Genomic DNA, 26863 nt, shown 5'->3' on the forward strand with positions numbered 1-26863 from the left:
CGCGATGGACTTGCCGTTGGCAATAGAATGCACGGGGATCAGCAAACGCTATCCGCATTTTGCGCTGCACAGCGTCGACCTGGCTTGCGAGCAGGGCACGGTGATGGGACTGGTCGGTCCGAATGGCGCCGGCAAGTCGACCATCATGCGCATGGTGATGGGACTGGTGGCGCCGGATGCCGGCACGGTGCGGGTGCTGGGCCACGCCATGCCGGAGCGGCAGGTCGCCGCCAAGCGCAACATCGGCTTCATTGCCGAGGACATGCGCTTGTATGAGAGCGAGACCATCGGCTTTCACATGGCCTTCATCCAGTCGATCTTCGACAGCTGGGATGAGGACTACGCCAACACGCTGCTGCGCCGCTTCGACCTGAACCGCCAGCAGAAAGTGAAAGGGCTGTCGCACGGCCAGCGCGTGAAGGCGACGCTGTTGCTGGCTCTGGCGCGCCGCCCGTCGCTGCTGGTGTTCGATGAGCCGACCACCGGCCTCGATCCCGCTGTCCGCAAGGAGGTGCTCGACGAAATGATGAACGCGATGGCGGATGAAACGCGCTCCATCCTGTTCTCGTCGCACAACACGGCGGATGTGGAACAGATCTCGGACTACATCACCTTCATCTACGGCGGCCGCATCGTTGAGTCGCGCAACAAGGAAGATTTCATGGATGGCTGGCGCCGGCTGCGCCTGACCAACCGGGACAACCAGCCTTTGCCCGAGCTGCCCAATCTCCGCGGCGTGCAGCACAGCGGCAGGCTGTGTGCCCTCACGGTCAACGAGTACGACGAGTCGTTGCCGGCGCGGCTGAGCGGCGCCGGCCTGGCCGTGCAGGCGGTCGAGCGGCTGACGCTGGAAGAAATCTTCCTCGCCAATGTGAAGCATGCCAAGGCGGAGTTCGCACAATGAAGACCTCCATCATTCCGCAACTGGTGCGCAAGGACTTCATGCTGAACCGTCGCATCATCCTCGCCTTCGGCCTGATCAGCTTGCTGGCGATCGGCCTGGTGCCGCTGCTGCGCGGCCATTTGCCGCACTGGGCCCTGGTGAATATCGGCTTCCTGCTGCTGGTCGGGCCGGCCGCCACCTGCGGCATCGTGGTGCTGATGAAGACCAATGTGTTCGAGAGGGAAAAGGCGACCCAGTCTTTCATCATGAGCTTGCCGGTGACGGCGCGCCAGTACGCGCAGGCCAAGCTGCTGGTCAATGTGCCGCTGTTCAGCGTGTTCTGGCTGCTGGTGAGCGCCATGGCGTTCTACCTGTGTTTCGGACTGGGCCTGTTCCCGCCGGGCGCGGCGCCGTTCCTCACCATGGTGTTCCTGGGCGTGTTTGTCGCTTACACCTGCATCCTCGGCAGCAGCCTGCTGTTCCAGTCGCTGCCGGCCACCGTGTTGTCGATCCTGCTGTTTGAGCTGGGTACCTCGGCCTATTTGTGGACCGTGGCTTATCTGGAACCGGTCGCGCGGCACATCTACGGCCCGGCGGCGGTCTGGAATGGCACGGTGCTGACGGTGATCGCGCTACAGCTGCTGGTGGCCGCGGGCGCCATCCTGGCGCCGCTGCTGCCGGCGAAGCGCCATCGTTTCGCTGTATAATGACGGCCCCCGATCAATTCCGTAGTGGACAACATGACCATCATCACCTCGCCGACCGCCGACCCAGCACCTGTTGTGCCGAGCCGCCGCCTGTCCGTCGCGCCGATGATGGACTGGTCGGACCGTCATTGCCGCATGTTCCATCGCCACATCAGCAAGCACACCTGGCTGTACACCGAGATGGTGACCACCGGCGCGCTGGTCTATGGCGATGTGGAGCGCCATCTGCGCTTCAACGAGGAAGAGCATCCGGTCGCCCTGCAACTGGGCGGCAGTGATCCGGCCGACCTCGCCACCAGCGCCAGGCTGGGCGAGAAGTGGGGTTATGACGAGATCAATCTCAACTGCGGCTGCCCGTCCGAGCGCGTGCAGAAGGGCGCTTTCGGCGCCTGCCTGATGGCCGAGCCGCAACTGGTGGCCGACTGCGTGAAAGCCATGCGCGACGCCGTCTCCATCGACGTCACCGTCAAGCATCGCATTGGCATCGACGACGTGCAAAGCTACGACTTCGTGCGCGACTTCGTCGGCCAAGTGGCCGAGGCTGGCTGCACCACCTTCATCGTGCACGCCCGCAACGCCATCCTGAAGGGCTTGTCGCCCAAGGAAAACCGCGAAATCCCGCCGCTCAAGTACGAATACGCCTACCAGCTCAAGCGCGATTTCCCTGACTTCGAAATCATCATCAACGGCGGCATCAAGACCGAGGCCGAGATCGACGAGCATCTCCAGCACCTGGACGGCGTGATGCTGGGCCGCGAGGCTTATCACAACCCGTTCGTGATGGCCAATTTCGATCAGCGCTACTACGGCGACACCAGCGCGCCCAAGACCCGCGAACAAGTGCTGGAAGCCATGGTGCCGTATATCCAGGCCCAACTGGCCCAGTACGGCCCGCTCGGTTTGAAGCTGAATTCCATCACCCGCCACATGCTGGGCATCATGACCGGCTTGCCCGGCGCCCGCGCCTTCCGCCAGACCCTGTCGGATTCCAAAAAACTCGCCCTCGGCGATGCCCGTTTGCTGCTTGAAGCCGCAGCCCGTCTACGTATTAACCCGTAGAAAAAGCCTTTTCAGCGAAGAATCGACGGGACTGTCGGGATTTCCCTACAGAAAGTTCGTTTGCGTATTTTTGAGGCAGGAATTGCTTGCTTTGAGGCAAAATTTGCATCTATAATTCCTGAATATACACACATATCCACCGTCTTTCGTGGTGTATCGCGGACCAAAAAAACTACATGCTGGCTGCTGGTGGAGCTGCAAATTTTTGCATTCGCAGTCATTGTTTGCTACTGTCATAGGTTATTACTTAGCAGCAAGGGTTTTGTTTGGATGGCATGCCCAGAAGACGCGTCATCCACGGCAACTTCATCAACAGTGTCACTAAAGAAGAAGACGAAATGAATTTAGCAAAAATGAAAGTCGGTACTCGCCTGGGCCTCGGCTTCGCCCTGGTGCTGGTATTCCTGGTGGCGGTCACTGCCGTTGGTATCGCGCGCATGGCGCAAATCCAGGACCGTCTGGATCATGTGATCAGTGTGAACAATGTCGTCTCGCGCCTGGTGGTGGACATGCGCAACAACGTAAGCGAGCGCGTCAACTCGCTGCGCGTGCTGACCCTGATCGCCGACCCGGCCGACATGGAAAAGGACATGAACCGCAACAAGGAACTGGCCGCCTCGTACGCCGGTTTCCAGAACAAGCTGAGCGCGCAGTTCGCGGTGGAAGCCACGCCGGAAGAGAAAGCGCTGCTGGGCAGCATCAAGGAAGCGGAAGCGCTTGCCATGCCGGCGATCGCCAAGGCGTCCGAGCTGTGGTTGGCGGGCAAGCCTGAGGAGGCGACCCGCGTGCTGGTGAAGGAAATTCGTCCGGCGCAGAAAAAATGGACGGAAGGCCTGGAGCGACTGGGCGCGCTGGAAGACAAGATGAATGCGCAGATGCAGGTGGAGGCGGCGAGCGGCTTCTCCAGCGCCCGCACCTTCATGGTCGTGATGGGCTTGCTGGCGGTGGCGATCTCGGTGGCCGCCGCGCTGGTGATCACCCGCGGCCTGCTGAAACAGCTGGGTGGCGAGCCTGACTACACCGCCTCGATCGCCGGCAGCATCGCCAACGGCGACCTCGCGATCTCGATCGACACCTCGGGCGCCGCCAAGGACAGCCTGGTCTCGGAAATGCGCGAAATGCGCGACAGCCTGCGCGACATCGTCAGCCAGGTGCGCACCGGCACCGAGACCATCGGCACCGCCTCGCGTGAAATCGCCGCCGGCAACGTCGACCTGTCGTCGCGTACCGAAATGCAGGCGTCGTCGCTGGAGAAAACCGCCTCGGCCATGGACGAGCTGACCTCGACCGTGAAGCAAAACGCCGACAACGCCCGTGAAGCCAACCAGCTGGCATCGGCCGCGTCGGACGTGGCGATCCGCGGCGGCCAGGTGGTGTCGGAAGTGGTCGACACCATGAGCTCGATCGACGCCTCGGCCAAGAAGATTGTGGACATCATCGGCGTGATCGATGGCATCGCCTTCCAGACCAACATCCTGGCGCTGAACGCCGCTGTCGAGGCGGCCCGCGCCGGCGAACAAGGCCGCGGCTTCGCCGTGGTGGCGTCGGAGGTGCGTAACCTGGCGCAGCGCAGCGCCGCCGCCGCAAAAGAAATCAAAGCGCTGATCGATGACTCGGTCGAGAAAGTCGGCGCCGGCACCAAGCTGGTCGGCCAGGCCGGCGTGACCATGGATGAAGTGGTGTCCTCGGTGCGCCGCGTGACCGACATCATGAGCGAAATCGCCAACGCCAGCCAGGAACAGAGCGCTGGTATCGCCCAGGTCAACCAGTCCATCATCGAGATGGACAGCATGACCCAACAGAATGCCGCGCTGGTGGAAGAAGCCGCCGCCGCCGCACAAAGCTTGCAGGATCAGGCTGGCGAGCTCGCTCGCGTGGTCAGCATCTTCAAGCTGGTGGAAGGTGAGGAGCGCAATGCGGTCGCGGCGCCGGCACCCGCCGTCAAGGCGGCCGTGGTCAAGCCGATCACTGCCGCCCGCGCGCCTGTGAAGAAACTGGCCGCCAAGCCAGTGCCGGCACCGGCAGCCAAACCGAAGAAAGTCGCCGCGGCGGCCACCGCCGGCAGCGATGAGTGGGAAGAGTTTTAAGCAGTTCTAATTTGCCGCAGTCTGCCGTCCGCCCTTGTGGACCCATGGCCCGCTGTGGAGTTCGTTTAATCAGTTGTTAATAACAATTTATTGGGAATCGTATTATGAACAAGTCTGTATTCGCCGCCGTCATCCTGTCCGTTGCTTCGACCGCCTTCGCCGGTGAAGTGCCAGCCTCGCTGAACGACAAAAACTGCAAAGCGGAATATCCAAAAGCCTCGCTGATGAACGAAGAGCAAGGCGACGTCACCATGGCTTTCCTGGTCGGCACCGACGGCAGCGTGATGGAATCCAAAGTTGAAAAATCGAGCGGCTTCAAGAACCTCGACAAGGCAGCCTTGAAAGCGCTGAGCGCCTGCAAGTTCAAGCCAGGCACCAAGGATGGCGCCCTGGCCCAGACCTGGACCAAGGTCGACTATAGCTGGAAGCTGTAATCAGTTTCGCCCTGGCCATGCTCCGGCATGGCCAATATGCCGGATGGATACTTACACTTTGGGGAAATCAGATGTCTACAAATAAGCGTTGGTTGAGTGTGGTTGCAGCAGTGCTCGTGTCGGGTGCCCCGGCAGCATTTGCCGCCGAAGTTCCAGCGTCGTTCGATGCCAAGAACTGCAAGGCCGAGTACCCGAAAGCGTCCCTGATGAATGAAGAGCAGGGCACGGTATCGATGTCCTTCCTGATCAAGTCGGATGGCACCGTGGCCGATTCCAAGGTCGAGAAATCGAGCGGCTTCAAGAATCTGGACAAGGCCGCCATCAAGGCCCTGAGCGCCTGCAAATTCAAGCCTGGCACCAAGGACGGCGCCCCGGCCGAAACCTGGACCAAGGTCGACTACGCCTGGAAACTGGACTGATCCGGCAACATCCCCGGCAACAAAGGAACCGCGCGCGGTTCCTTTTTTTCGCCTGTATAAACGAGTGTAATAAACTGTAATGGCTAGCGAACTGTGTCGCGCTTCCTTATATAGTACGATCTGGAATGAGGAGAACCGCCATGAAAACTATCGTTGTTGCAGTCGCCGCGCTGGCGGCGCTGACTGGCTGCGCGACGCAGCGTCCCGCCTACTACACGCAGGCCCAGGTGCAGAATCCCTATGAATGGCACACCGTCTCGGTGCTGCCGGCCGGTACGCAGGCGCAGTCCGGTACCTGGACCGAGGAATTGCCGCCGCAGCGCGTGACCTACAGCACCCAGCCGGCCTACACCACCTCGACCACTACCTACGTCAGCCAGCCGGTGTATTACGCGCCGGCGCCGGTCTACTATACGCCAGCCCCGGCCTACTACTATCCGCCGGTATCGATCGGCCTGGACTTTTCCTTCGGCCGCTGGTGCTGCGGCAGCCGCTGGGGTGGCCGCGGTTACTATCGTCACCGTTAAGATCGCCCCCGCATGAAAAAATCCCGCTGAGCCCAAGGCCAGCGGGATTTTTTTCTTGCGGACCGCGCTTAGCGCAGCACGTAGATCGAAGCCTGGCTCAGCACGTTCTCCGAGCATAGTTCGTAAGCGGAAGCGCCAGCCAGCGTGATCAGCAAGGCGCCAAATGCGATGTGTAGATAGCGTGCCATGACGGGCTCCTGGAGTGGGGGAGTGGTATGTCTCCAGCATAGTCCGGGAGCGGTGCGGGCGGCATCAGCCAAATGTCCGACGCCATGTAGGACTAAAGCCCGTCATCTATCCTTGCAACAACTTTATTTGGTTTTCCAGAGTGTGACCGGGCCGGCCGGTGCGGTATCGAGGGCGTTCGAATGCGCCAGCCATTGCTCCAGGCGTTCCAGCTGCTTGAGGTGAATGCCCATGCCATCGATGATGCCGACCTGCTCCAGCATATTGGCGCTGAGCTTGGCCTTGGACACGGTGGGCGCGCCCATCACCATGCGGTCGTAGGCCTTGCGCGCCTTGTTTTCCCATTTGTGCAGGCTGGATTCATCGAAGCGGTTGCTTTCGAAATACACGGTCAGCGTACCGTCGGGATTGCCGAAGCCGACGATGCCGGCGCCCAGGCGGATATTGGCATTGTTGGCGGCGTCAAAGCTGGGGGAAGGGACGAAAACGGCGGCGCGGCCGTCGGTGTCAGGGCGGCCTATGGGCGTATCTTTGCCATAGGTGCTGACTTCACTAAGCGGTTTATCGTGTGACATAGACTTGTACGAATTCAGGGGATAAGCAGAGGTATGGCTGGCTTGCATGGGAATGCAAACGACCGTTCCATTGTAGCGTTAACCTAGTTCCAATGGGCAATAACCGGAGGCGAAAAGTTGTAACGGCAGACGCGGGTATGGTATTTCATTTGCCTCGACGTGCAACTGCCGGACGGCGATGGCCTGAGTTTGCTGAACGCCGTGGCGTCCAAGGCCTAGAGATAACGTGCGGCGGCGATAATGGTGCTCATGAGAACGAGGGTGAACCCCGCCATGCGCCATGTCAGCTGGTACATCACATTGGCAAGATCCGCTTTGGTGGCAAAGGTCTGGAGGACCTGGACCTGGAACGCTTGCTGATTGCTGGCGAGCAGGTCGATTTTGCCGTTCATGGTCGCCAGTGCTTCCTTGGTTGTGCCGCTGAGTGTTGCCAGCGCTTCTTTGGTGGCGTAATTGGACTCCATGACCTTCACGGTGAGCGTGAGGTCGTTGAGTGCGGCTTCATGGGAGTTGGTAAACGTAGCCATACTGTGATGCTCCGATTGATCCAATTGATTGTCAAGCAAGCTCATGGGACGCATGGCGGCCTCCTCTTGGGACATTGAGGGGAGCGTAACGCTTCAATCAGCGCGGCATTGGAGGTGGATCAAATGTGCAGGCTTGAAAACGCAAAAAGCCCAGTCGGAGACTGGGCTTTTCGCTTAATTCTTGGGGTGGCTGATGGGGCTCGAACCCACGACAACAGGAATCACAATCCTGGACTCTACCAACTGAGCTACAGCCACCGCTGTTTGTTATTCAACTAGTGCTGAACAACGAGCCAGAATTATACAAGCCAGTTTCGATTCCTGCAAATTTAATTACAGCATTTTTTTCGATTGGCTTAAACGTCAACCTTTTCCACTGGCGGTTTCAGGTCCAGCAAATCGGCGAACGCCTGCGCCAGCGCGGCGGCATCGCCGGTGGTGTAGCCGCGCAGGGTGGCCGCGTGATCACCGGCCGGGCGCAGCAAGTCGGCCGCTTCCAGCAAGCGGCCCAGCTGGCGCGCCACGGCGTCGCCGGTATCGATCAGGGTGACGTCGTCGCGCTGATGCGCGTGCAGCACGCGCTCGATGCCGCTGCGGACGAAAGGATAATGCGTGCAGCCCAGCACCAGCGTATCGGCGCCTTGTTCCAGCAGCGGCGCCACGTATTTTTCCAGCATGGCGGCGATGGCGGGCGCCTCAAGATCGCCCTTCTCGATTTCATTCACCAGCCCGACGGCTGGTTGCAGCAGGAATTCGGCCTGGGTGGCCGCGCTGATCTGCTCGCGCAGTTGCAGGAATTTGTCGCCCTTGAGCGTGCGCGCCGTCGCCAGCACGCCGACCTTGCCGCTGCGCGTGGCGGCCGCGGCCGGCTTGAGGCCAGGCTCCACGCCCACCACCGGCAACTCGGGATGGCGCGCGCGCACCGCCTTGATGGCAGCGACAGTGGCGGTATTGCAGGCCACCACCAGCGCCTTGGCGCCATGCGACAGCAGGAATTCCGTCACCGCCAGCGCGCGCGCCACCACATACTCTTCGGTCTTGTCGCCATACGGCGCGTGGCCGGAGTCGGCCACGTACATCAGATCTTCATGAGGGTACTGCGCGCGGATATGGCGCAGTACCGAAAGCCCGCCCACGCCGGAATCGAAGACGCCGATGGGGGAGCCGGGAGCGCGGGCTATCTGCATCAGGCAGTCACGACCGGCACGTTCAGTTGCTCGATGCGCGCCTTCCATTCCGCAGGACCGGTGTTGTGCACCGAGGTGCCTTGCGAATCCACCGCCACGGTGACCGGCATGTCGACCACTTCAAATTCATAGATCGCTTCCATGCCCATGTCGGCAAAGCCCAGCACTTTCGATTGCTTGATCGCTTTCGACACCAGGTAAGCCGAACCGCCCACCGCCATCAGGTAAGCCGACTGGTGCTTCTTGATCGACTCGATCGCGGCAGGGCCGCGCTCGGCTTTACCGATCATCGCGATCAGGCCGGTTTTTTCCAGCATCATGTCGGTGAACTTGTCCATGCGGGTGGCGGTGGTCGGGCCGGCCGGGCCGACCACTTCATCGCGCACCGGATCGACCGGGCCGACGTAGTAGATCACGCGGTTCTTGAAGTCCACTGGCAGCTCTTCGCCCTTGGCCAGCATGTCCTGGATGCGCTTGTGGGCGGCGTCGCGGCCGGTCAGCATCTTGCCGTTCAGGAGCAGGGTCTGGCCCGGCTTCCACGAAGCGACTTCTTCCTTGGTCAGGGTGTCGAGGTTGACGCGCTTGGACTTCTCGGTGTCCGGCGCCCACGATACGTCAGGCCAGGTCGACAGTGGTGGCGGGGTCATGTAGGCAGGGCCGGAACCGTCCAGCACGAAGTGGCCGTGGCGGGTGGCGGCGCAGTTCGGGATCATGGCGACCGGCTTCGATGCGGCGTGGGTCGGGTGCATCATGATCTTCACGTCCAGCACCGTGGTCAGGCCGCCCAGGCCTTGGGCGCCGATGCCCAGCGCGTTGATCTTGTCGCACAGTTCGATACGCAGCTCTTCCAGCTTGTTCTGCGGGCCGCGCTGCTTCAGCTCGAACATGTCGATGTCTTCCATCAGCACTTCCTTCGCCATCAGCATCGCCTTCTCGGCGGTGCCGCCGATGCCGATGCCCAGCATGCCTGGCGGGCACCAGCCGGCGCCCATGGTTGGCACGGTTTTCAGGACCCAGTCGATCAGCGAATCGGATGGATTCATCATGATCATCTTCGACTTGTTTTCCGAGCCGCCGCCTTTGGCCGCGACCTTGACGTCGACGGTATTGCCTTCCACCAGCTCCATGTGGACCACGGCCGGGGTGTTGTCCTTGGTGTTCTTGCGGTCGAAGTGCGGGTCGGCCACGATCGAGGCGCGCAGCTTGTTGTCGTCGTAGTTGTAGGCGCGGCGCACGCCTTCGTTGACGGCGTCGGTGACGGTGCCGGTAAAGCCCTCGAAGCGCACACCCATGCCGATCTTCAGGAAGACGTTGACGATGCCGGTGTCCTGGCAGATCGGACGCTTGCCCTCGGCGCACATGCGCGAGTTGGTCAGGATCTGCGCGATGGCGTCCTTGGCGGCCGGGCTTTGCTCGTGCTCGTAGGCGCGGGCCAGGTGCTCGATGTAGTCAGCCGGATGGTAATAGCTGATGTATTGCAGCGCGGCGGCAACGGATTCGATCAGGTCTTCTTGCTTTATGATGGTCATGGTGTTCTCGCGGGGGTTAGTGTTTGGAATCGTTGTGCGTCAGCGTAGTGATGCGGTCGGTATAAGAGATGGCCAGTGCCGACAGCAGGAAAGCGATGTGGATGCCGGTTTGTGCGATCAGCGTTTTCTCATCGTAGATGCTGGCGTTGATAAACGTCTTCAGCAGGTGGATCGATGAAATGCCGATGATCGCCATGGCCAGCTTGGTCTTCAGCACGGAAGCGTTCACGTGCGACAGCCACTCCGGCTGGTCCGGATGGGACTCCAGGTTCATGCGGGAGATGAAGGTTTCGTAGCCGCCGATGATGACCATCACCAGCAGGTTGGAAATCATGACCACGTCGATCAGGCCCAGCACCACCAGCATGATGGTGGTCTCGTTCAGCTTGGTGGGCATGGGCGCGCCGGGCACGGCGACGGCTTGCAGGATGTGCTGGAGCGCGGCGTCATTGCCCATCGCGGCGCCGATCAGGTCCTTGAGCTCCACCCAGAAATGGAACACGTAGACGCACTGCGCCAGGATCAGGCCGAGATACAGCGGCAGTTGCAGCCAGCGGGTCATGAAAATAAAAGCGGGCAGGGGGCGCAGCTTCTGATTAGGCTCGGTCATTAGGGCAAAACTCCTGAAAATGAGGCAGACTATGAAGACTGCCGATATTCTACACGTGCTGCCGGGCGGCCGCATCGGTAGGCTGCAATGAAAAATTGGTAAAATTGTCCGGCTTACCATCCTCCGCCGGGGATGAGCATGGCTGTAAGGGCGCAGTAAGCGATCACGTTTAGTGTTGATAGCAAACGACTACTACATTTGGAGACACCATGAGCAGCACTACTACCCAAGGTCCACAAGAATCCCGCATCTTCGCGCCACCGGCGGCGTTTGCCGCGCAGGCCGCCGTATCGGGCATGGATGCATACAACGCGCTGTGCGCGGAGGCGGCGGCCGACTACGAAGGCTTCTGGTCGCGTCTGGCGAAAGAACACATCGAATGGCAGCAGCCGTTCACGCGCACCCTGAACGAAGACAACGCGCCGTTCTACAAATGGTTCGAGGACGGCAAGCTGAACGTCTCGTACAACTGCCTGGACCGCAATCTGCAAAACGGCAACGCCGACAAGACCGCCATCATCTTTGAGGCGGACGACGGCAAGGCCACCCACGTGAGCTACAAAGAGCTGCACGAAAAAGTCTGCAAATTCGCCAACGGCCTGAAGGCGCGCGGCATCAAGAAAGGCGACCGCGTCATCATCTACATGTCGATGTCGGTGGAAGGCGTGGCGGCGATGCAGGCGTGCGCGCGGATTGGCGCGACGCACTCGGTGGTGTTTGGCGGCTTCTCGGCCAAATCGCTGCAAGAGCGCATCGTCGACGCCGGCGCGGTGGCCGTGATCACCGCCGACGAACAACTGCGCGGCGGCAAACACCTGCCGCTGAAAGCCATCGTCGACGAAGCGCTGGCACTGGGCGGCTGCGACACCATCAAGGACGTGATCGTCTACAAGCGTACCGGCGGCGCGATCAGCTTCAAGGAAGGGCGCGACCTGTGGCTGCACGAGCTGGTCGATGGCCAGTCGGCGGTGTGCGAGCCGGAGTGGGTGGAGGCGGAGCATCCGCTGTTCATTCTGTACACCTCGGGTTCGACTGGCACGCCGAAAGGTGTGCAGCACTCGTCCGGCGGCTACCTGCTGTGGGCGGCGCTGACCATGAAATGGTCGTTCGACCTCAAGCCATCCGACGTGTACTGGTGTACGGCCGACATCGGCTGGGTGACCGGCCACAGCTACATCGCCTACGGCCCGACCGCGGTGGGCGCGACCCAGGTGGTGTTTGAAGGCATACCGACCTATCCGAACGCCGGCCGTTTCTGGGAGACCGTGGCCAAGCACAAGGTCAACATCTTCTACACCGCGCCGACGGCGATCCGTTCGCTGATCAAGGCCTCGGATGTGGACCCGAAAGTACATCCGAAGAATTACGACCTGTCCTCGCTGCGCTTGCTGGGCACGGTGGGCGAGCCGATCAATCCGGAAGCGTGGATGTGGTACTACACGCAGGTGGGTGGCGAGCAGTGTCCGATCGTCGACACCTTCTGGCAGACCGAGACCGGCGGCCACATGATCACCCCGCTGCCGGGCGCGACGCCGATGGTGCCGGGTTCGTGCACCCTGCCGCTGCCGGGCATCATGGCGGCCATCGTCGATGAGTCGGGTCATGACGTGCCGAACGGGCAGGGTGGGATACTGGTGGTGAAGCGCCCATGGCCTTCGATGATCCGCACCATCTGGAACAACCCGGACCGCTTCAAGACCTCGTACTTCCCTGAGGAGCTGGGCGGCAAGATGTACCTGGCTGGCGATGGCGCGATCCGCAACAAAGACACTGGTTACTTCACCATCACCGGCCGTATCGATGACGTGCTGAACGTGTCGGGTCACCGCATGGGTACGATGGAAATCGAATCGGCGCTGGTGGCCAATCCGCTGGTGGCGGAGGCGGCGGTGGTGGGCAAGCCGGACGACACGACCGGTGAATCGATTTGCGCGTTTGTGGTGCTCAAGCAGGCGCGTCCGACGGGGGAGGATGCCAAGAAGATTGCGCTGGAATTGCGTAACTGGGTGGCCAAGGAGATCGGTCCGATCGCCAAGCCGAAAGAGATTCGTTTCGGGGACAACCTGCCGAAGACGCGTTCGGGCAAGATCATGCGGCGCTTGTTGCGTGTGCTGGCCAAGGGCGAGGTGATTACGCAGGACGTGTCGACGTTGGAGAATCCGGCGATTCTGGAGCAATTGAAAGAAGCGTCCTGATAAATTTTGTACTCTTGGGAATCTTTGCTATAATTCGGCGCTTCCCGAGATTAGGGAAGACCTGGAGAGGTGGATGAGTGGTTGAAGTCGCACGCCTGGAAAGCGTGTATAGGTTAATAGCCTATCGGGGGTTCGAATCCCCCTCTCTCCGCCAGAATATGATCTAAAGTAGTACGAAATAGACCGCTAACCCGCATGAATCCTTGTGATCATGCGGGTTTTTTATTTTTTTTCGTCCAGCTACGTTCCTTGAAATGCAGAAGGGGTACGGGTATGTTTTAGGGTATTTCTTTCTACCCTATCGGTTGATACCCTAAAAAATGCCCAAATTATCTGCTCCGCTCACCGACCTCCAACCCCGAAACGCAAAGCCTAAAGATAAGCCTTACAAGCTCAGCGATGGAGGCGGCCTCTACTTGTTGGTCAACCCTGACGGCGCAAAGTACTGGCGAATGTCCTATCGGTTCTTAGGCAAAGAAAAACTACTCGCGTTTGGCAAGTATCCTGAGGTGACGCTTGCCGAGGCGAGGCAAAAGCGTCTCGATGCGAAGAAGCTAATTAACGCTGAGATTGACCCTAGTGCAGAGAAAAAAGAGCGTAGGCGTGCCGCAGAAGAGCGTGCATCCAACACGTTTGAGAAGATTGCGAGGGAATGGCATGCAAACCGCTTGCCGACTTGGCGCGAAAGTACGGCTCGGGACACGCTTCGTCGACTTGAGATCGACATTTTTCCTGCGATTGGTTCTAGGGCTATCGATGCAATCACTCATCAGGAAATGATTGCTACTCTGCGGAAGATCGAATCGCGAGGTGCGCATGAGATTGCTCATCGAATCAAGGCGACCTGCGCACGTATTTTTAGCTACGCGAACCAGCTCGGAATCCAGAATCGCAATCCGGCCGCCGATCTTAAAGATGTGCTAAAACCAGTAAAAGCAGGACACTTTGCTGCGATCCAAGCAGATGATCTTCCTGTGTTTCTCAATGCGATGGATAGGAATGATCAGCGGCTGTACATGCCGACCCGTATTGCCATGCGCTTGATGCTGCTGATATTCCTCCGCACTAGCGAACTGATCGAGACACCGTGGAGTGAAATTGATCTTGAAAAAGGGGAATGGATCGTTCCGTGGCATCGAATGAAGCGGGGAAAGCTTACAGTGAACCCCGATATGACAGACCATCACGTTTGTCTCTCGCGACAGGCTTTAGTGCTCCTTCGCGAGCTACATCAATTGACCGGCGGTTCGATGTATCTATTTCCCAATCAACGAGATCATGAAAAGCCTATGAGTAACGGAGCGATCTTGATGGCATTGCGGCGAATGGGTTATCAGAACAAGATGACCGGGCATGGTTTCCGTGCGTTGGCAATGAGTACGATCAAGGAGCACTTAGGCTATCGCCATGAAGTTGTTGATCGTCAGTTAGCGCACGCGCAGAAGGATAAGGTGGCTGCGGCGTATGACCGTGCGACGTTCTTAGAGGAGCGCAAGAAAATGATGCAGGATTGGGCTGACTACATCGACAGGTTAGCAAGTGGCGAGCCGGTCATGGTGCGCAGTCTGCGCTTGGCATAAGAATGCTGAGGAGAACTAGGCTATGAAACGGTATGACGACTGGTTTATGAAAGATGATTTCTCGCCCCTAGAGCTGGCGCTCTTGATGGCAGATACCGCGCCGACTTGGCCGTTGGCACGAGATATCTTAAAAGTAGTTGAGCATGATGATGGAGAAGCATTTGAAAAATTTACGGCCACGTACGGCCATCTCCCGAGTCAATGGTCTTTTTTTGAGAAATTTCAGCGATGCCAAGCACTGATCTATAAGCATTTGAAAGCTGGAAGATTGAAGGGCAAGGCGCTGCCGAATGGGGGCATATCGCGTTCGGCGGCAATTGAGTTTGTAGCTTGGGCCGATGAGAGCGAACTAGCTGGCGGTGAGAGCTACGCGGTTTTTTTGAGAGCCGCTATGTATGGCGACCGTCAGTCTGCGGCAGTCGCTGCTCGACGCGGGGATAAGCCGTGGTGGCAGCAGATGCATGATCTCGACGATATGATAAAGGCGAAAGCCGCAATTTTTCGCGAGAAAGGTATCCATTTGTATCGGGGCGAGCCAAGTAGGGCACGGCTTGCATTGGAGATCGCTGCGACGATTAATTCGATTGAGGTAGGGCGAAAGACTGGCAATTCAATTGAGCCGGAGACCGTCCGTAGATACCTCAAGAACAGAAAAATTTGATTGGTAGCTGGTATTTCGTTCGACGATCTAGAAATACCAGCTTGCTGCGAATGCAGCCCTTATTTCATATGGGCTACTTGATGCGATGTTAAGTAGCTTTACCAGCTAATACCAGAAATGATACTCCTCGTACGTAACTGCATGGTGCGGTACGACTTCAAACGACAGGAGATCATTATGGTCAAACTCACAGTTCCCTCCCCAGCCTTACCTAACTGCTTGCGTGCGAAGCAGATTGCCGGACCAATTCTTCCTATTAGTCTCTCAACGTGGTGGGCAGGCGTTAAGTCGGGGCGGTATCCGCAGCCGATCAAGTTGGGGCCGCGAACGACAGTGTGGCGTCGCGACGAGATACTTGCGCTGTTCGATGAGTCCTCTGGCGCTGGCGCAGGGAAGCATTGATGAACCCGGTAAAGATCGAAGTTATACAAGATCACCTTTGTTCACTTTCTGAATTTTCTTCATTCTCAATATGACATATCGCGATATCGTTCACATAGACAAAATACGGGTGCTCGGCCCGTGCGTCCACAAACCGCTAGGTAAAGAGTGGTACTTAGTAGATTCTGAAACAGGGGAACTGAAGCCAACGGCGGCAACGCCAAATCTAACTACGCTAGAGGACGGCGGTGGTTCTATTTTCTTTCAGTCAAGGAGTCTAGACAGTACTGGAATGGCGTCAAAGTTGTTGATTGAATGTTGTCCACCGCTCGTGCTGCAACGACATAACTGGTGCGGGCATAGTGATTTGGACGATTATGTATTCACGATCTTCGATAGACTGACTCGAAAACTGAGCCTAAAGGTACGCGCTGATGACTTTGCTGCATGGGGATCTGGAGACGTTGCACTCTTGGAAATTCATCTTACTGCCAACTTTAGCTGTCCTGCTGGTTACATAACTAGCGTGATTGACGCTATTGATGCTAACAACGGCACTGGCAAACATCGAAGCGATGAAGATAGGATCTCGCTAGGATGGACTCCTACGAGGCGTTCAAAGTACAGCATGCTTTCCATCTACTATAAATGGAAAGAATTACAGCGGCGTTTTGGGCCGCGGCCAGGGGAGGTACGGCGGCGCCTACTGGACGAATCAAGGGATGCAATTCGAGCGGAGATCAAGCTGTTCTCTCAATTTTTGAAGAGACAGAATTTGAACAAAGTATCGGCATGGAGCCGCATAGACCCGTCAATGCTCTACTTTGAAAAATTGAGCAGTTATCAGATCCATTCATTTGCTCAACGTCAACTTACCAGCGATGAGTTGCGGACGTTGAGCAAACCGGAGCGACGCGTATACCGGCTGTGGCTAGCCGGGACGGATCTAATGGACCAGTTCAGCAGTCGTACAACGGTCTACAAATATGCAAAATCGATCAAGGAGCGTATTGGAGTCGATACAATGGCCCGCTGCCGACCCAAGCGGCTAGCTAGCCTCGATCTGGGGGAAATATTCGACCGTTCTAATGCTCTTGGCGTTCCAAATTGGCTGCGCGCTACTCGCTATTATCATTCTCCCTCCTCCTCTTGATAGATGCCTTGGCTTCCTTCTGTAGTGATAGAAGCCAAGGCATTTAGCTTGTTTGCAATCACCACTATCGGCAGAAATATTTCCTCCTGAAAACATTTGATATAATTACAATAATTCTTAAGGCGGCGGTAAGAGATCCTTCGCACGCCTGACCTAGGTTGCACCCCTATGCGCATTCTAAATGCCCCTAAGAGGCGATTTAGCGCATTTGAGAGGTGCAATACTAGGGCGAGAGCAGGGGGATTAACGAAAAGAAATCACGATCAATTTTTCTGTATGAAAATTGTAATTTAGGCAATGATAAATGTGCAATCTATTGTTTCATCGTTTAAAGGTATAGAAATGAATGCCGTCGACCATTTTGTTCAGCAAAGGTACTTTCCTACGCTGAGGATAGGATTTGAGCCTAGCGCAGAGATCGGCTCGCGGAGTGGCATAAAGGTGCATTGCCGACAAGGTGAATGGGACTCAGCATGCGGGCTACACTGCGCGGCAATGGCATTGACTCTTTTAGGAAGCTTGAACGGAGTCGCAGACTTGTTCAAGCGTAAGAACGGTTCGGGAGCATTGCTGTGGCGTGCAGGAGTTGAATCCTACTTTGACGGAATAGATGGCGCAATGTTTCGCGCTCTAATCAATACGGTTGCACCTCATACTGAGGCGCAGGAGATCAGTGGAACCCACAGAAGCTTAATACGACAAGCAGCCAAGGCACTTGAATTTGGCCAGCTTGTCGCACTTAATTGGCGTAGCAAAGACGGACGATACGATCATTGGGTGCTCGCGGTCGGCATAGAGGGTATTTATTGCGCTGGTCAGTTTGAAGCGATTGCCTTGTTGTGTCTTGATCCGAGTGCGCCGGAACCCGTTCTCAGTGCCTACAACGGACATTTGCAGCTGCGTGAAAAACGAGGAGGTCAGCATAGAGGCTATCTTCCCTATGTCACAAATCAAGGACTTATATTTACAGTCACTGTCCAGGAGATTGTAGTTATAGGGAGCCGAGTTAGCGAAGCCTAGACTTAACCGGCTTCAAGGAGGGCTGCGCTCGATTGCTTCGCCGGATGTGGCTGCTAGCTGGTACGGAGGAGTTTACACCGGCAAACAGCTCAGCCATTGTTGTGTTTAAAGCAAAACATATATTTGCAAGAGTAAGCACGGATGGGTTTGCTAGGCCGCGCTCGATCAAAGAGATGAATGTGCGGTCCACTTCGGCTTCGAATGCCAACGTTTCCTGTGATTTGTTGGCAGCAATCCGTATCGCTTTAAGGCTCTTCCCTAGTGCGGTACTCACTGCATTGCGTTTTTCAGTGGGAGTGTCATCGGTCATGCGTCAATCATGCCCGCTTGATGCTTATATAACGACGGTTCTTATTCTGCTAATATTTGCAGTGTATACGCATCAAATGGCGCGTGACAGGGGCTTCGAAAGCCATGTTACGCATACGTAAACCAGTCCTACAAGGGAATAAAATGTGATGAAAAATGCATTTTTAGTTGCACTCTTAATGATTTCGACGACGGCTCATGCCGACGTATTTGAACAGGCAGCTCTGGCTGAGAGAGGCGGCGCAGCCTACTTAGCGGAACAATGCAGAGATGGTATCGCGGCGACGTTAAAATCTGGCAGTTACTATAAAGATAAAGACGTAGATGGAATACTAGCGAGATTCTCCAACGAGAGGTTGGCAGGAGAGCTGCTTAAGAGTGAGAAACGTCACTCGACTAGCGATTCGAGAAGTGAAGGCATGCAGCAGGAGCGATTGCGTAAGTTTACAGAAATCTTTAAAGATTCGGACAAAACTACTCGTTGTAAGTATCTTGGTGCGATGTTTGATTCTTATCGAGCTATCGGAGAAGCCCAGCAAAACCTTGCTGATGATGAAAGTAAGCTCGCGCAACAAAATTTCCTTGCTGCTCATGCGGCTGATATTGTCACCCTCGACTATTCAATGAGAAGTAAGTCGATAGGGGAATTAGCAACTCAGACCCGTCCTGCAAAAGGCACTGTTCGTTCATTGACACTTGAAAAATATCTTAATTGGGAACGAACTAGCGCCGCAAACTGGAAGTCCGAGATATGGAATGCGAGTGGAATGCGCAACAAAAATGCGGTTTACAACAGGTGCTTAACTGAAGTTACAGATGAGTGGACTAAGTCCTTTGGATATCGCGAGACAACGTTGCGTTCATCAGTTTTTGTTGATGGGCAAGTTAATTTGTCGAAAGCTCTTCGGATAATATGCTCTCCCGGTTAAGTAGCTGAGGCATTGAGTTTTACTAGAAGGCCGGGAGATCCGACCAAAAGATCTTATTTCAGATTAAGCTCTCTCGGTTTTTTACTACACCATGAACATCTTTATTGATAAAGCCTATTGTAATATGAAAGTCTTTAGCGGGTAAGCCAAGTTTTTTTCGCAGTCTTGCTAAATCATTCGAATCGCAAACTATAAAAAAACAGCGCTCTATTCCATCGGTTGCAGAGCCGAGACCAATTGGACTAATCTCAACTTCCGTTCCTATTATTTTTAAAATATCTTTTTGGTTTGTCGTGGGGAATTCTATCGAGCTAATAAGTGTCGCATGATATTTCCCTGAATATTTTTCAATATATTTCTCTGAACATACCTTCCCCATTTCTAGCGCGCAAAGCGTTGAGATAAAGCCGGTAATTAGTTCCTGAGGTATCGCCGCTCCGACAAAGCGTGCCACACCTGCTTGAGGGAGCAGCGATATTTTCGCTCGAATCTGTTCTTTTGTTTGCAATCTCATATTATGAGATAGCGCCTAAATTCTTTTGGTACGCTTGCGTGCGTTACCGCATCATTAATGAATTCAGCAACTAATATTGCTTTAGATTTTAGATCGTTTCGAATTTCATCCGTTACGCTTTCAAAATCCATGCTTTCTTTAATTTTCAGAAAATGTTCGTAGTTTTCTAAAAAGTCCAAAAAGCGAGGTTTTAAATCGTCGGCTCCTTTTAAGAGATCTAGTCCCATAGCAAGCCGATCCATTGGCCTAATTGACGAGAGCTCTTCGATTTTTTCTGTCGTGACATTTTCGGTTAACATCAATGGCAGAATTGTGCCAAAAACAGATAAAAGGCGACTAAATTTTAAGTTGAAGTTTCGCTTTTTCCATGATTTGCCGGGAATCGATCTGGCTTGCTCATAGTTTAGGCAGACCGTGCGCCAGTACCTAAGAATATCGTTAAGAAGGAAAATGGGCCTAAAGCCATCCTGCGTTGAATCTCTAAAGTATAGTTTAAGGATTCGCGTTTTGTGCTGGTGATAAGCTTTCTCATTGCAAAGATAATTGCTTTCTAAGAGAAAAAGCATCCGCGTAGTGAACCAATTTAAATTGTCATCTTTCGCTGACCCCACTTTTTTCTCATGGCCAGGGATATCGAAAACCTTTAGGAATTGTCCATCATTGCTAAGCGCAGGAAATTGAAGTGCTTCATTTACTTTAATAATTGATGAGAAGACCTCAATTTCGCGCAAACGCCCGACGTCCCCACCCGTTGTCGTAACAAATACGTCAAGATCAGAAGTTACTCCAGAGTCAAGCCGACCTAACGATCCTGCGGCGAAAACGCAAATCTTTTTATTCTTCTTAAAGAGAGGTTCTTTCGAAAATGCTGACCTAACCATTTCTAAGCGCTCTAGAGAGGTCGCGCGTCGATCCTGACTCGATGTGTGATTTTCCAGTATGTCAACGAAGGTCATAGGCGCACTTAAGTGAAGAGGTAAAATATGGGTTGTAGGAGAGCTTACGTACAGTTCTGCCAAATTCTGTTCCAAGCACGAAAAATTATCAAGAAGAAAAATTACATGTCAGCAGTCTCACGTTGTAAAATTCATAAATTCAGGACGTTTAGCAAACCGATCTAGCGCCCAGTCACCTCTCGCGGCCTAAAATGCGTCATCTGGCAAGTACGTAAAGGGATATCGGCTTGTCACATTGGGGTAACTGTGCCAACATGATGGGTTGCTGAAAACATTGCCTTGTTGGCAATTTATCTAATTAATTAACCCCTCCTTAAACTTGATTGTCGAATCGTGCCTAGCGTCTTAGTTCTCTATCTCGCAGATAAAATTGTAGGTCCTCATTTGGAACTACTGCGTAATATTTGCGAGCCTAACTCGAAATCAAAGCCACATATTACTGTTCGCTATTCTGACAAGTTATCAATTCCTGATGCGCATTTACGTACCCAAGTATCACATATTGATCTGCTGGAAGTAGGAACTTTTGGCTTGGAAGTAGGGAGCGATCAGACTAATAAAACTGTATTTATACGCTGTCGCTGCGATGAGTTATTGCCGCTGGAGCATAAGCCTTATTTTCCTACGAGCGAGTTTCATATTACGTTATATGATGGCGAATCTCAAAATTTTGCCCGTCTACTTGCTCGCCTTTTTAGAAAATATAATTGGGCATTGCAAGTCCCATTGCCAAGGGCGATGAAGCTTACCGCAATTAAAATAAAGCCAAAAAATCGTCGGAAACAAACAAATATTCTAGATCGTGAATACGATCCCCAAGTGGTATCTCTTTTTAAAAGAATTACTCAAGAAAAATTGAGTGGCGAATTCTTGCATTCTTTGTCTGATAAATCGCGGCTTAGATATGCTGCTTTAGTCTGTGATAGTCTTTTAAACCAAACAAGTTCATTCGCCCGTGTAGCTGTGCCTACGCGAAAGAAAGTTAACCGGCTACCTGGCGAGGCTAGTGATTATGAAATTCACTTAACCCCGCCTGAGCTTGCTCAGTCTATTGCTGCTTACGCTTGTAAGTTTTTAGAAAAATCCGACCGTGCGAATATCGATTTTGGCGATCCTGCTGTTGGCACCGGCGCATTTTATGGAGCCTTGCTTTCTGTTGTAGATAAGAAAACGATCAAGTCTGCAATCGGAATAGATATCAGTCCGAAACAAGTTGAAGCTACGCGATTACGTTGGGATAGCAAAGATATTAGGGTAATTGAGGCAGATTATCTTCATATGGGTGATATATCTCAACGTAATTTTATATTGGCGAATCCTCCATATCTTCGTCATCAAGGTATCAAACCGGACTATAAGAGAGAGTTGCGGATTCGAGCGTCCACTGATATGGGAATGAAGATCAGTGGGCTCTCTGGCCTATATGTTTATTTTATTTTATTAAGTCATAAATGGATGGCTCCCGGAGCTATTGCTGCTTGGTTGATCCCGTCTGAATTTATGCAAACTGGTTATGGAAAAGCTCTTCGATATTACCTCTCTAGAACTGTTAAATTGATTAGAGTGCATCAGTTCTCTTCTGATGCTCGTCAGTTTGAGAATGCCGAAACTCTTCCTTGCGTGGTTGTATTTAAGAACGTGACTCCTATGGATTCGCATACTGCTCAATTTACATTCGGAGGAACTTTAGAAAATCCTGTATCAAGTCAAGACATTATTGTAAAAGACTTAGATTCTGAGCAGAAATGGCGTGTTAAACAGAAAGCTCTTCCTCATCGCGATGCGTCTGGAGTGAAGTTAGGTGACCTATTTTCTGTGCGACGGGGAATTGCTACGGGGGCAAACCAGTTCTTTGTCCTTGATCGCAATGTAGCAAAAGAACTGGGAGTTCCCAAAAAAGCGCTTAGGCCAGTTCTTCCCAAAGCAATGAGTCTGCTATCTGATGTAATTGAACAGGATCAGGACGGATATCCACGAGTTACGCGTCAACTTTGCGTGATCGATACTGATATGAGTGAGGATGAAATTCAAAAGAAATATCCAAAATTTTTTGAATATTTAAAAAAAGGTATAGAACAAGGAGTCAAGAATGGGCACCTGGTAGGTAGACGTACTCCTTGGTATCGACAAGAGAGGCGTGATCCTGCTCCATTTTTATGTACTTACATGGGAAAGGCGCACGGCGACAAACCGGCTATTCGCTTCATATGGAATAAATCAGCTGCTATCGTGACCAATACTTATCTAATGCTATATCCTCATGCTAGCGTAAGAAGGTTGATGGATGAGAATAATGACGTTGCCTCCAAACTATTCGACATTCTTAGGAACTCCACATGGGAGGCTATGGAGGAGTTCTCTCGACTTCACGCCGGAGGACTGTCAAAAATCGAGCCGAGAGAGCTATTGGAAGTTTGGTTAGGACCTGTGCCTTCCGAAATAAAGGCAGTGGCCAACCCTCGCTTGTTCTAGAGGCGACCCAACGATTTCGTAAATTTGTCCAAATTACTTTTAGTTGAGACAGTGTCATCCGATTATTTTGAGGGTATTTTTTAGGGTACGAGGTTAGGTGATTTTCCTGAAATGTAGTATATATGCGACATTTGAGGCATGATTCGGCTCCCCCTCTCGCCAGAATTGAAAAAAGCCGCCTTCGGGCGGCTTTTTGCATTTCTGGCGGAGAGAAGCAAAGCCCCTGCGGGCTTTGCGCGGGGGATTCGAAGGGCTTTCCCTACCGGGAAAGCCCTCTCCGAATCGTCCGACTGCCACCGCTACGCGGTGGCGCGCCGGAGGCGCTGCGCGTAGCGCTAGCAAAAATTCCCACAAGCACTAATTTCCTCACAAACGCACGCTGGACTGTCCTAATCGATGGCAGAACGTCTTGAGCCACCTCAAACGGTCTGCGTGCGTGTCCAATGACAGAGTTGACCCTGTGCCCGGTGGAGCATTTGCCGACCGGCGCATCGGATGGTTAAAACGTACTGGCGCTAGCCATTAACCGGCTGTGTGGTCGGAAGTATGAGGGGCTGCTGGAGGCTGTTATTGAGGGGGGGCGGTAAGTTCTTTTACCTCAGGGGATACTGATAGTGGCAGATCAAAGAAATGAGCGAGTAGACGCGTCTTCGTATCTTGAGGCTTGACTTTATCATCGGCACCTCGGGCAATCGCTAGCTCGTTTTGGCATAGGACTGTAAGCGCGGATAAGGACGGTGGTTCTTTTGCTTCCAATGCACACACTTTACTCATCCATGCACCAGCATCGGGAGGGGTTACATCAAACTCGCTTTTGGCGAGAATATCGCTGATAATTATGCGGAAGCCCTGAGCTAATTCCCCATGTCGCTTGGATCGCTCCGAAAACGAAAAGACTAAGGAAAGTGCGGAACTTGCAGTGATGCACGTAGCCATTACTGCGACGACATCAGCATTCCCAATCTTCCAAAGTGCCGCAGATCCGCCAATCACAGAGGCTGCCTTCCCCAACTTATCCGCCAACTCAAAAAAACGCTCACGTTTTTGATGATATAGCGCAGAGAGTTCCGCCTTATACAGAGCATTACATCGCTTTTCGAAAGCGTGGTCAAGTTCGGCATCTGTATATGTCGGGACAGGTGACTGCTCAGTCATTTTTTCGGCCTTGGAGGGTTAACCGGGGCTGGCACCTTTGGAATTATACTGCTTTTGTTTACGTCATCGAAGGTTCCATGAACCCGTTCCCGATAAGACTCATTGGCTGGTCGTCGCTCTTGTGTTGGTCGTGGCTGAGCAGGTGCTGGAGGTTTTTTGCTATTGTTCATGATCGTTTTGGATTCTCGAAATGGGCTATCAAACTGGTTCGCCTAGGCTGTTGCGATATTTGCTTATTGTAAACAAGTTTATCAGAGAGGAATCGTCTAATTTTCACCAATTGTCACCATGCCGCAATCCATCGCTTACAGCATGCAAGTCTATCCATATGCGCCCATCGACCGACTTGTATTCTCGGCCATTTAGCGACTTGCCGGTTTTCCGCCTTGCACAGTGTCGGCCGTGTCGCCCGACATTTCGATATATCGCTCAAGCTTGACCTATCTCATGCCTTGGTCTGGCGCCCGCAAAACTTGTAATTGTTTTTCGGCCGCGCGCTGTTGAAGCTCTCGGTCTATCTGACCCTGTGCTTGAACGTTCGGCGCGCGTGTCCAAATGACAGAGCTGACCCTGACCCTGTGCTTCCAAATGACACAACTGACCCTGTGCTTCCTGTGCTTCGCGGTTTTGCCAAGGTTGCGCTGAGCGAGACTCAAGCGGCGCCAGCACCTGAACGCTAATCTTTTTTCTTGGCAGCTCCGAATAGATAACCGAGAGCACCAGTACCGAGTGTATAAGCCCACTTACGCGCGTCGTTCAATTCGGGAGAGCTAGGTAGGCAGAAGCTTACGCCGACAAATAAAAACACCACGATTAAAACAAGGCCTGCAATGTTGGTCGGCGCAGTCGTGGCTGAGCCAAAGAGTACTCCCAGCTTTCCCATTTCTTGTCGCAGAATCTCAAGCTCATGGCGCTTGGCGGCAGCAGCAAATGCTTCGCTTTCCTTTTGCCCGGACAGTCCAGGAACTTGCTCACTGGTGGGTTCGGCCGTTGGGTCTATGCGCGCGGTTGCGATTTTATCGACGCCGTTATCGTCGGAGGGTGTCATGCTGGAACACCGCCGGCTTTGGCCTTTTCTGCGGCAAGCCTGAAGTGGTCGCGCATCAGTTCAAACGGGATGCTGACATTTCGTATGCCATCAGACCTGCGCCATGTCAGATCCCACGGGCTGCCCGCCGCGTGGCTCATTTCGGACAAGGCGATGTCGGTGTATCTGCGGTAACTGTTCCAAACATTGTCCAGAAATTGGCGAATGGCAGAGTCCTCGGGTTCGGAAGCCTCCACGAAATCGAATCGCTGGGCATCAAAGGTCGAGGCTTTTTTCGATACGGGCCGGGAGCCGAATTCTTTGAACGCCTGATATAGCGATGGGAAAACCGGACCGTACTGCCAAGCTTGCGGTGCTTCGTTGAGTAGCGGTTTGCCGGTATAGCCGGCAAACCAGCCTGCCGCGTAGTACACCAGTTTTTGCAGCTTCATCGGATTCAGTTGTTCGCCACTGGCTTTAGCTCGCTCAATGAAGTAGTTGGCAATGGATTTTGGGCTGTAGAGTTGCATGTATCCTCCAAACCGCTGACAAATGTAATGTGCCTGCTCTTATGGACGCGGACGCTGCGAAAAAGTTCGGGTGAGGTAGCAGGACATCATGTCGGGTGTGCCGCCATTGGGAAATCCGGCTGCTTTATCTTGTTCGTAGCTTTTGGGATCGTAGTAGCCAGTCACTTCCCAGCCAATGTCCTCGGGCTTGCTGCCATCATGAGTCAGGGAAATCACGTGATAGCGGCATGCAGAGGTGGTTTGGTCCAGACGATAGGTGTAGCGCGCTAGTCCTGTATTGTTTTCATGATCCAGCAGTTTGTACGATGCCGCCTTGCAGACGCTAAATGGCGTGCTCCATAAAATCGCCTGTCGCTGGATGACCAGCTCACCTTGGCAGGCCCTACCGGTCGCCTGAAAGCGGGAAGGTAGTGGAAGCCCTTGTGCCAGAGCCTCCAACGTGGCGAAAGCTAAATTGGCGGCAGCAATTATTCTTACGCAGCGCATGGTGCTACCTCAGAGTGATTTTTCATCACAACCAAACAGTAGTTTAGCTTCCCGGCAGCGAGAGCGATTTGCTGCGTCACAAATGAACGGAAAGTGCCGCATTCAGCGGCGACCATAAGATCAAGGCTGCTTCAACTGGCCGATCACGCTGGCCACCTTGGTGGTAATCATATCGACCGCAGGGCCGTTGGCGCCGTGGGGAATGATCAGGTCGGCGTGACGTTTGGTGGGTTCGATGAATTGCTTGTGCATCGGGCGCACGGTTTCCAGATACTGGCCGACCACGCTCTCCACCGAGCGGCCGCGCTCGGTGATGTCGCGCTGCATGCGGCGGATGAAGCGGATGTCGGACGCCGTATCGACAAAGATCTTCAGCGACATGGTGTCGCGTAACGCCTCGTCATACAAGGCAAACAGGCCCTCGATCACGATCACCGGCGCCGGCTTGACCGTGATGGTCCGGCTGGAGCGGTTGTGGATGGTGAAGTCGTACTCCGGCATCTCGATGGTCTCGCCATTGCGCAAGGCCTGGACATGCTGCACCAGCAGTGGCCATTCGAACGCTTCCGGATGGTCGTAATTCTTCTGGTCGCGGACTTCCGGCGCGACGTCGGTCTGGTCGCAGTAGTAGTCATCCTGCATCACCACCGAAACCATATCCGGGCCAAACGCGGCCAGCACTTTCTTGGATACAGTGGACTTGCCACTGCCGCTACCGCCTGCGACGCCAATGATAAACGGTTGGAAGGAGATCTTGTTCATGCT

At 54.3% G+C, this 26863-nt stretch carries 27 protein-coding genes and 2 tRNA genes; 15 read left to right on the top strand and 14 right to left on the bottom strand.

Translation table 11 applies throughout. The features are described 5' to 3' along the window. The first annotated feature begins 4 nt into the window (after window positions 1–4). The 7 genes from GM676_RS10600 to GM676_RS10630 all read left to right on the top strand — a co-directional run bounded on the left by GM676_RS10600 (window position 5) and on the right by GM676_RS10630 (window position 6116). Window positions 5–904, top strand: a complete 900-nt coding sequence (locus GM676_RS10600; protein ID WP_155463513.1) for an ABC transporter ATP-binding protein — start codon at window positions 5–7, stop codon at window positions 902–904. Continuing rightward, a complete protein-coding gene (locus tag GM676_RS10605; protein WP_155463514.1) occupies window positions 901–1590 on the top strand; it encodes a hypothetical protein in 690 nt (229 codons plus the stop codon). The genes GM676_RS10600 and GM676_RS10605 overlap by 4 nt, the downstream gene beginning before the upstream one ends. 33 nt (window positions 1591–1623) lie before the next feature. Then, window positions 1624–2649 (top strand): tRNA dihydrouridine(20/20a) synthase DusA, encoded by a 1026-nt coding sequence (gene dusA, locus GM676_RS10610; protein WP_155463515.1) that lies wholly within the window; start codon window positions 1624–1626, stop codon window positions 2647–2649. 338 nt (window positions 2650–2987) lie between these two features. Beyond that, complete coding sequence (locus tag GM676_RS10615) at window positions 2988–4736, top strand: methyl-accepting chemotaxis protein (protein ID WP_211923207.1); 1749 nt, start codon at window positions 2988–2990, stop codon at window positions 4734–4736. A 104-nt stretch (window positions 4737–4840) separates the two neighbouring features. Then, on the top strand, window positions 4841–5170 hold the full coding sequence (locus tag GM676_RS10620; RefSeq protein ID WP_155463517.1) for an energy transducer TonB: 330 nt from the start codon (window positions 4841–4843) through the stop codon (window positions 5168–5170). Window positions 5171–5241: 71 nt separating this feature from the next. Beyond that, window positions 5242–5589: an energy transducer TonB gene (locus tag GM676_RS10625; protein WP_155463519.1), complete on the top strand. Its 348-nt coding sequence runs from the start codon at window positions 5242–5244 to the stop codon at window positions 5587–5589. A 140-nt stretch (window positions 5590–5729) separates the two neighbouring features. Further along, complete coding sequence (locus GM676_RS10630; protein WP_155463521.1) at window positions 5730–6116, top strand: hypothetical protein; 387 nt, start codon at window positions 5730–5732, stop codon at window positions 6114–6116. A gap of 311 nt (window positions 6117–6427) precedes the next feature. On the opposite strand, the gene GM676_RS10635 is transcribed toward GM676_RS10630, so the two are convergent. From GM676_RS10635 to GM676_RS10660, 6 genes are all read right to left on the bottom strand, one after another. After that, a complete protein-coding gene (locus GM676_RS10635; RefSeq protein WP_155463523.1) occupies window positions 6428–6877 on the bottom strand; it encodes a hypothetical protein in 450 nt (149 codons plus the stop codon). Between the two features lie 215 nt (window positions 6878–7092). After that, window positions 7093–7458 (bottom strand): hypothetical protein, encoded by a 366-nt coding sequence (locus tag GM676_RS10640; protein ID WP_155463525.1) that lies wholly within the window; start codon window positions 7456–7458, stop codon window positions 7093–7095. Window positions 7459–7586: 128 nt separating this feature from the next. After that, window positions 7587–7662 (bottom strand) — tRNA-His (locus tag GM676_RS10645). 98 nt (window positions 7663–7760) lie between these two features. Beyond that, the gene (gene murI / locus GM676_RS10650; RefSeq protein ID WP_155463527.1) at window positions 7761–8591 is read right to left on the bottom strand and encodes a glutamate racemase; all 831 of its coding nucleotides are present in this window, start codon (window positions 8589–8591) and stop codon (window positions 7761–7763) included. After that, complete coding sequence (locus GM676_RS10655; protein WP_155463529.1) at window positions 8591–10120, bottom strand: fumarate hydratase; 1530 nt, start codon at window positions 10118–10120, stop codon at window positions 8591–8593. The genes murI and GM676_RS10655 overlap by 1 nt, the downstream gene beginning before the upstream one ends. Window positions 10121–10136: 16 nt before the next feature. Continuing rightward, window positions 10137–10730 (bottom strand): YqhA family protein, encoded by a 594-nt coding sequence (locus GM676_RS10660; RefSeq protein WP_155463531.1) that lies wholly within the window; start codon window positions 10728–10730, stop codon window positions 10137–10139. A gap of 209 nt (window positions 10731–10939) precedes the next feature. On the opposite strand from GM676_RS10660, the gene acs reads away from it, so the two are divergent. The 6 genes from acs to GM676_RS10695 all read left to right on the top strand — a co-directional run bounded on the left by acs (window position 10940) and on the right by GM676_RS10695 (window position 17720). Continuing rightward, window positions 10940–12925, top strand: coding sequence for an acetate--CoA ligase (gene acs / locus GM676_RS10665; RefSeq protein WP_155463533.1), 1986 nt, complete (start codon window positions 10940–10942; stop codon window positions 12923–12925). A 63-nt stretch (window positions 12926–12988) separates the two neighbouring features. Then, a tRNA-Ser gene (locus GM676_RS10670) sits at window positions 12989–13079 on the top strand. A 166-nt stretch (window positions 13080–13245) separates the two neighbouring features. After that, entirely contained in the window at window positions 13246–14505 is a 1260-nt protein-coding gene (locus tag GM676_RS10675; RefSeq protein WP_155463535.1) for a tyrosine-type recombinase/integrase, read from the top strand. A gap of 22 nt (window positions 14506–14527) precedes the next feature. Beyond that, window positions 14528–15166: a hypothetical protein gene (locus tag GM676_RS10680; RefSeq protein WP_155463537.1), complete on the top strand. Its 639-nt coding sequence runs from the start codon at window positions 14528–14530 to the stop codon at window positions 15164–15166. A 472-nt stretch (window positions 15167–15638) separates the two neighbouring features. Further along, window positions 15639–16700: a phage/plasmid replication domain-containing protein gene (locus GM676_RS32570; RefSeq protein WP_155463541.1), complete on the top strand. Its 1062-nt coding sequence runs from the start codon at window positions 15639–15641 to the stop codon at window positions 16698–16700. A gap of 537 nt (window positions 16701–17237) precedes the next feature. Next, entirely contained in the window at window positions 17238–17720 is a 483-nt protein-coding gene (locus tag GM676_RS10695) for a hypothetical protein (RefSeq protein ID WP_155463543.1), read from the top strand. Here GM676_RS10695 and GM676_RS10700 read toward each other — a convergent pair. Beyond that, window positions 17707–18030 (bottom strand): helix-turn-helix domain-containing protein, encoded by a 324-nt coding sequence (locus GM676_RS10700; protein ID WP_155463545.1) that lies wholly within the window; start codon window positions 18028–18030, stop codon window positions 17707–17709. The genes GM676_RS10695 and GM676_RS10700 overlap by 14 nt on opposite strands. Before the next feature lie 148 nt (window positions 18031–18178). Here GM676_RS10700 and GM676_RS10705 point away from each other — a divergent pair, with 148 nt between their 5' ends. Further along, entirely contained in the window at window positions 18179–18958 is a 780-nt protein-coding gene (locus tag GM676_RS10705; protein ID WP_155463547.1) for a hypothetical protein, read from the top strand. A gap of 58 nt (window positions 18959–19016) precedes the next feature. Here GM676_RS10705 and GM676_RS10710 read toward each other — a convergent pair whose 3' ends face one another. Beyond that, window positions 19017–19472 carry a hypothetical protein gene (locus tag GM676_RS10710; protein ID WP_155463548.1) on the bottom strand — a complete coding sequence of 152 codons (456 nt, stop codon included), beginning with the start codon at window positions 19470–19472 and terminating at the stop codon, window positions 19017–19019. Further along, a complete protein-coding gene (locus GM676_RS10715; RefSeq protein ID WP_155463549.1) occupies window positions 19469–20491 on the bottom strand; it encodes a hypothetical protein in 1023 nt (340 codons plus the stop codon). The genes GM676_RS10710 and GM676_RS10715 overlap by 4 nt, the downstream gene beginning before the upstream one ends. A 270-nt stretch (window positions 20492–20761) precedes the next feature. On the opposite strand from GM676_RS10715, the gene GM676_RS32935 reads away from it, so the two are divergent. Next, window positions 20762–22900 carry an Eco57I restriction-modification methylase domain-containing protein gene (locus GM676_RS32935; protein WP_155463550.1) on the top strand — a complete coding sequence of 713 codons (2139 nt, stop codon included), beginning with the start codon at window positions 20762–20764 and terminating at the stop codon, window positions 22898–22900. 567 nt (window positions 22901–23467) lie between these two features. Here GM676_RS32935 and GM676_RS10725 read toward each other — a convergent pair. From GM676_RS10725 to udk, 5 genes are all read right to left on the bottom strand, one after another. Then, window positions 23468–24055: a hypothetical protein gene (locus tag GM676_RS10725; RefSeq protein ID WP_155463551.1), complete on the bottom strand. Its 588-nt coding sequence runs from the start codon at window positions 24053–24055 to the stop codon at window positions 23468–23470. Window positions 24056–24731: 676 nt separating this feature from the next. Then, on the bottom strand, window positions 24732–25103 hold the full coding sequence (locus tag GM676_RS10730) for a hypothetical protein (RefSeq protein ID WP_155463552.1): 372 nt from the start codon (window positions 25101–25103) through the stop codon (window positions 24732–24734). Continuing rightward, the gene (locus GM676_RS10735) at window positions 25100–25612 is read right to left on the bottom strand and encodes a Panacea domain-containing protein (protein ID WP_155463553.1); all 513 of its coding nucleotides are present in this window, start codon (window positions 25610–25612) and stop codon (window positions 25100–25102) included. Before GM676_RS10735 ends, GM676_RS10730 begins: the two co-directional genes overlap by 4 nt. A 39-nt stretch (window positions 25613–25651) precedes the next feature. Further along, window positions 25652–26098, bottom strand: a complete 447-nt coding sequence (locus GM676_RS10740; protein WP_155463554.1) for a hypothetical protein — start codon at window positions 26096–26098, stop codon at window positions 25652–25654. A gap of 120 nt (window positions 26099–26218) precedes the next feature. After that, a complete protein-coding gene (gene udk / locus GM676_RS10745) occupies window positions 26219–26860 on the bottom strand; it encodes a uridine kinase (RefSeq protein ID WP_155463555.1) in 642 nt (213 codons plus the stop codon). Between the last annotated feature and the right edge of the window lie 3 nt (window positions 26861–26863).

The organism is Duganella radicis, assembly GCF_009720825.1.
Classification (GTDB): Bacteria; Pseudomonadota; Gammaproteobacteria; order Burkholderiales; family Burkholderiaceae_D; genus Rugamonas; species Rugamonas radicis.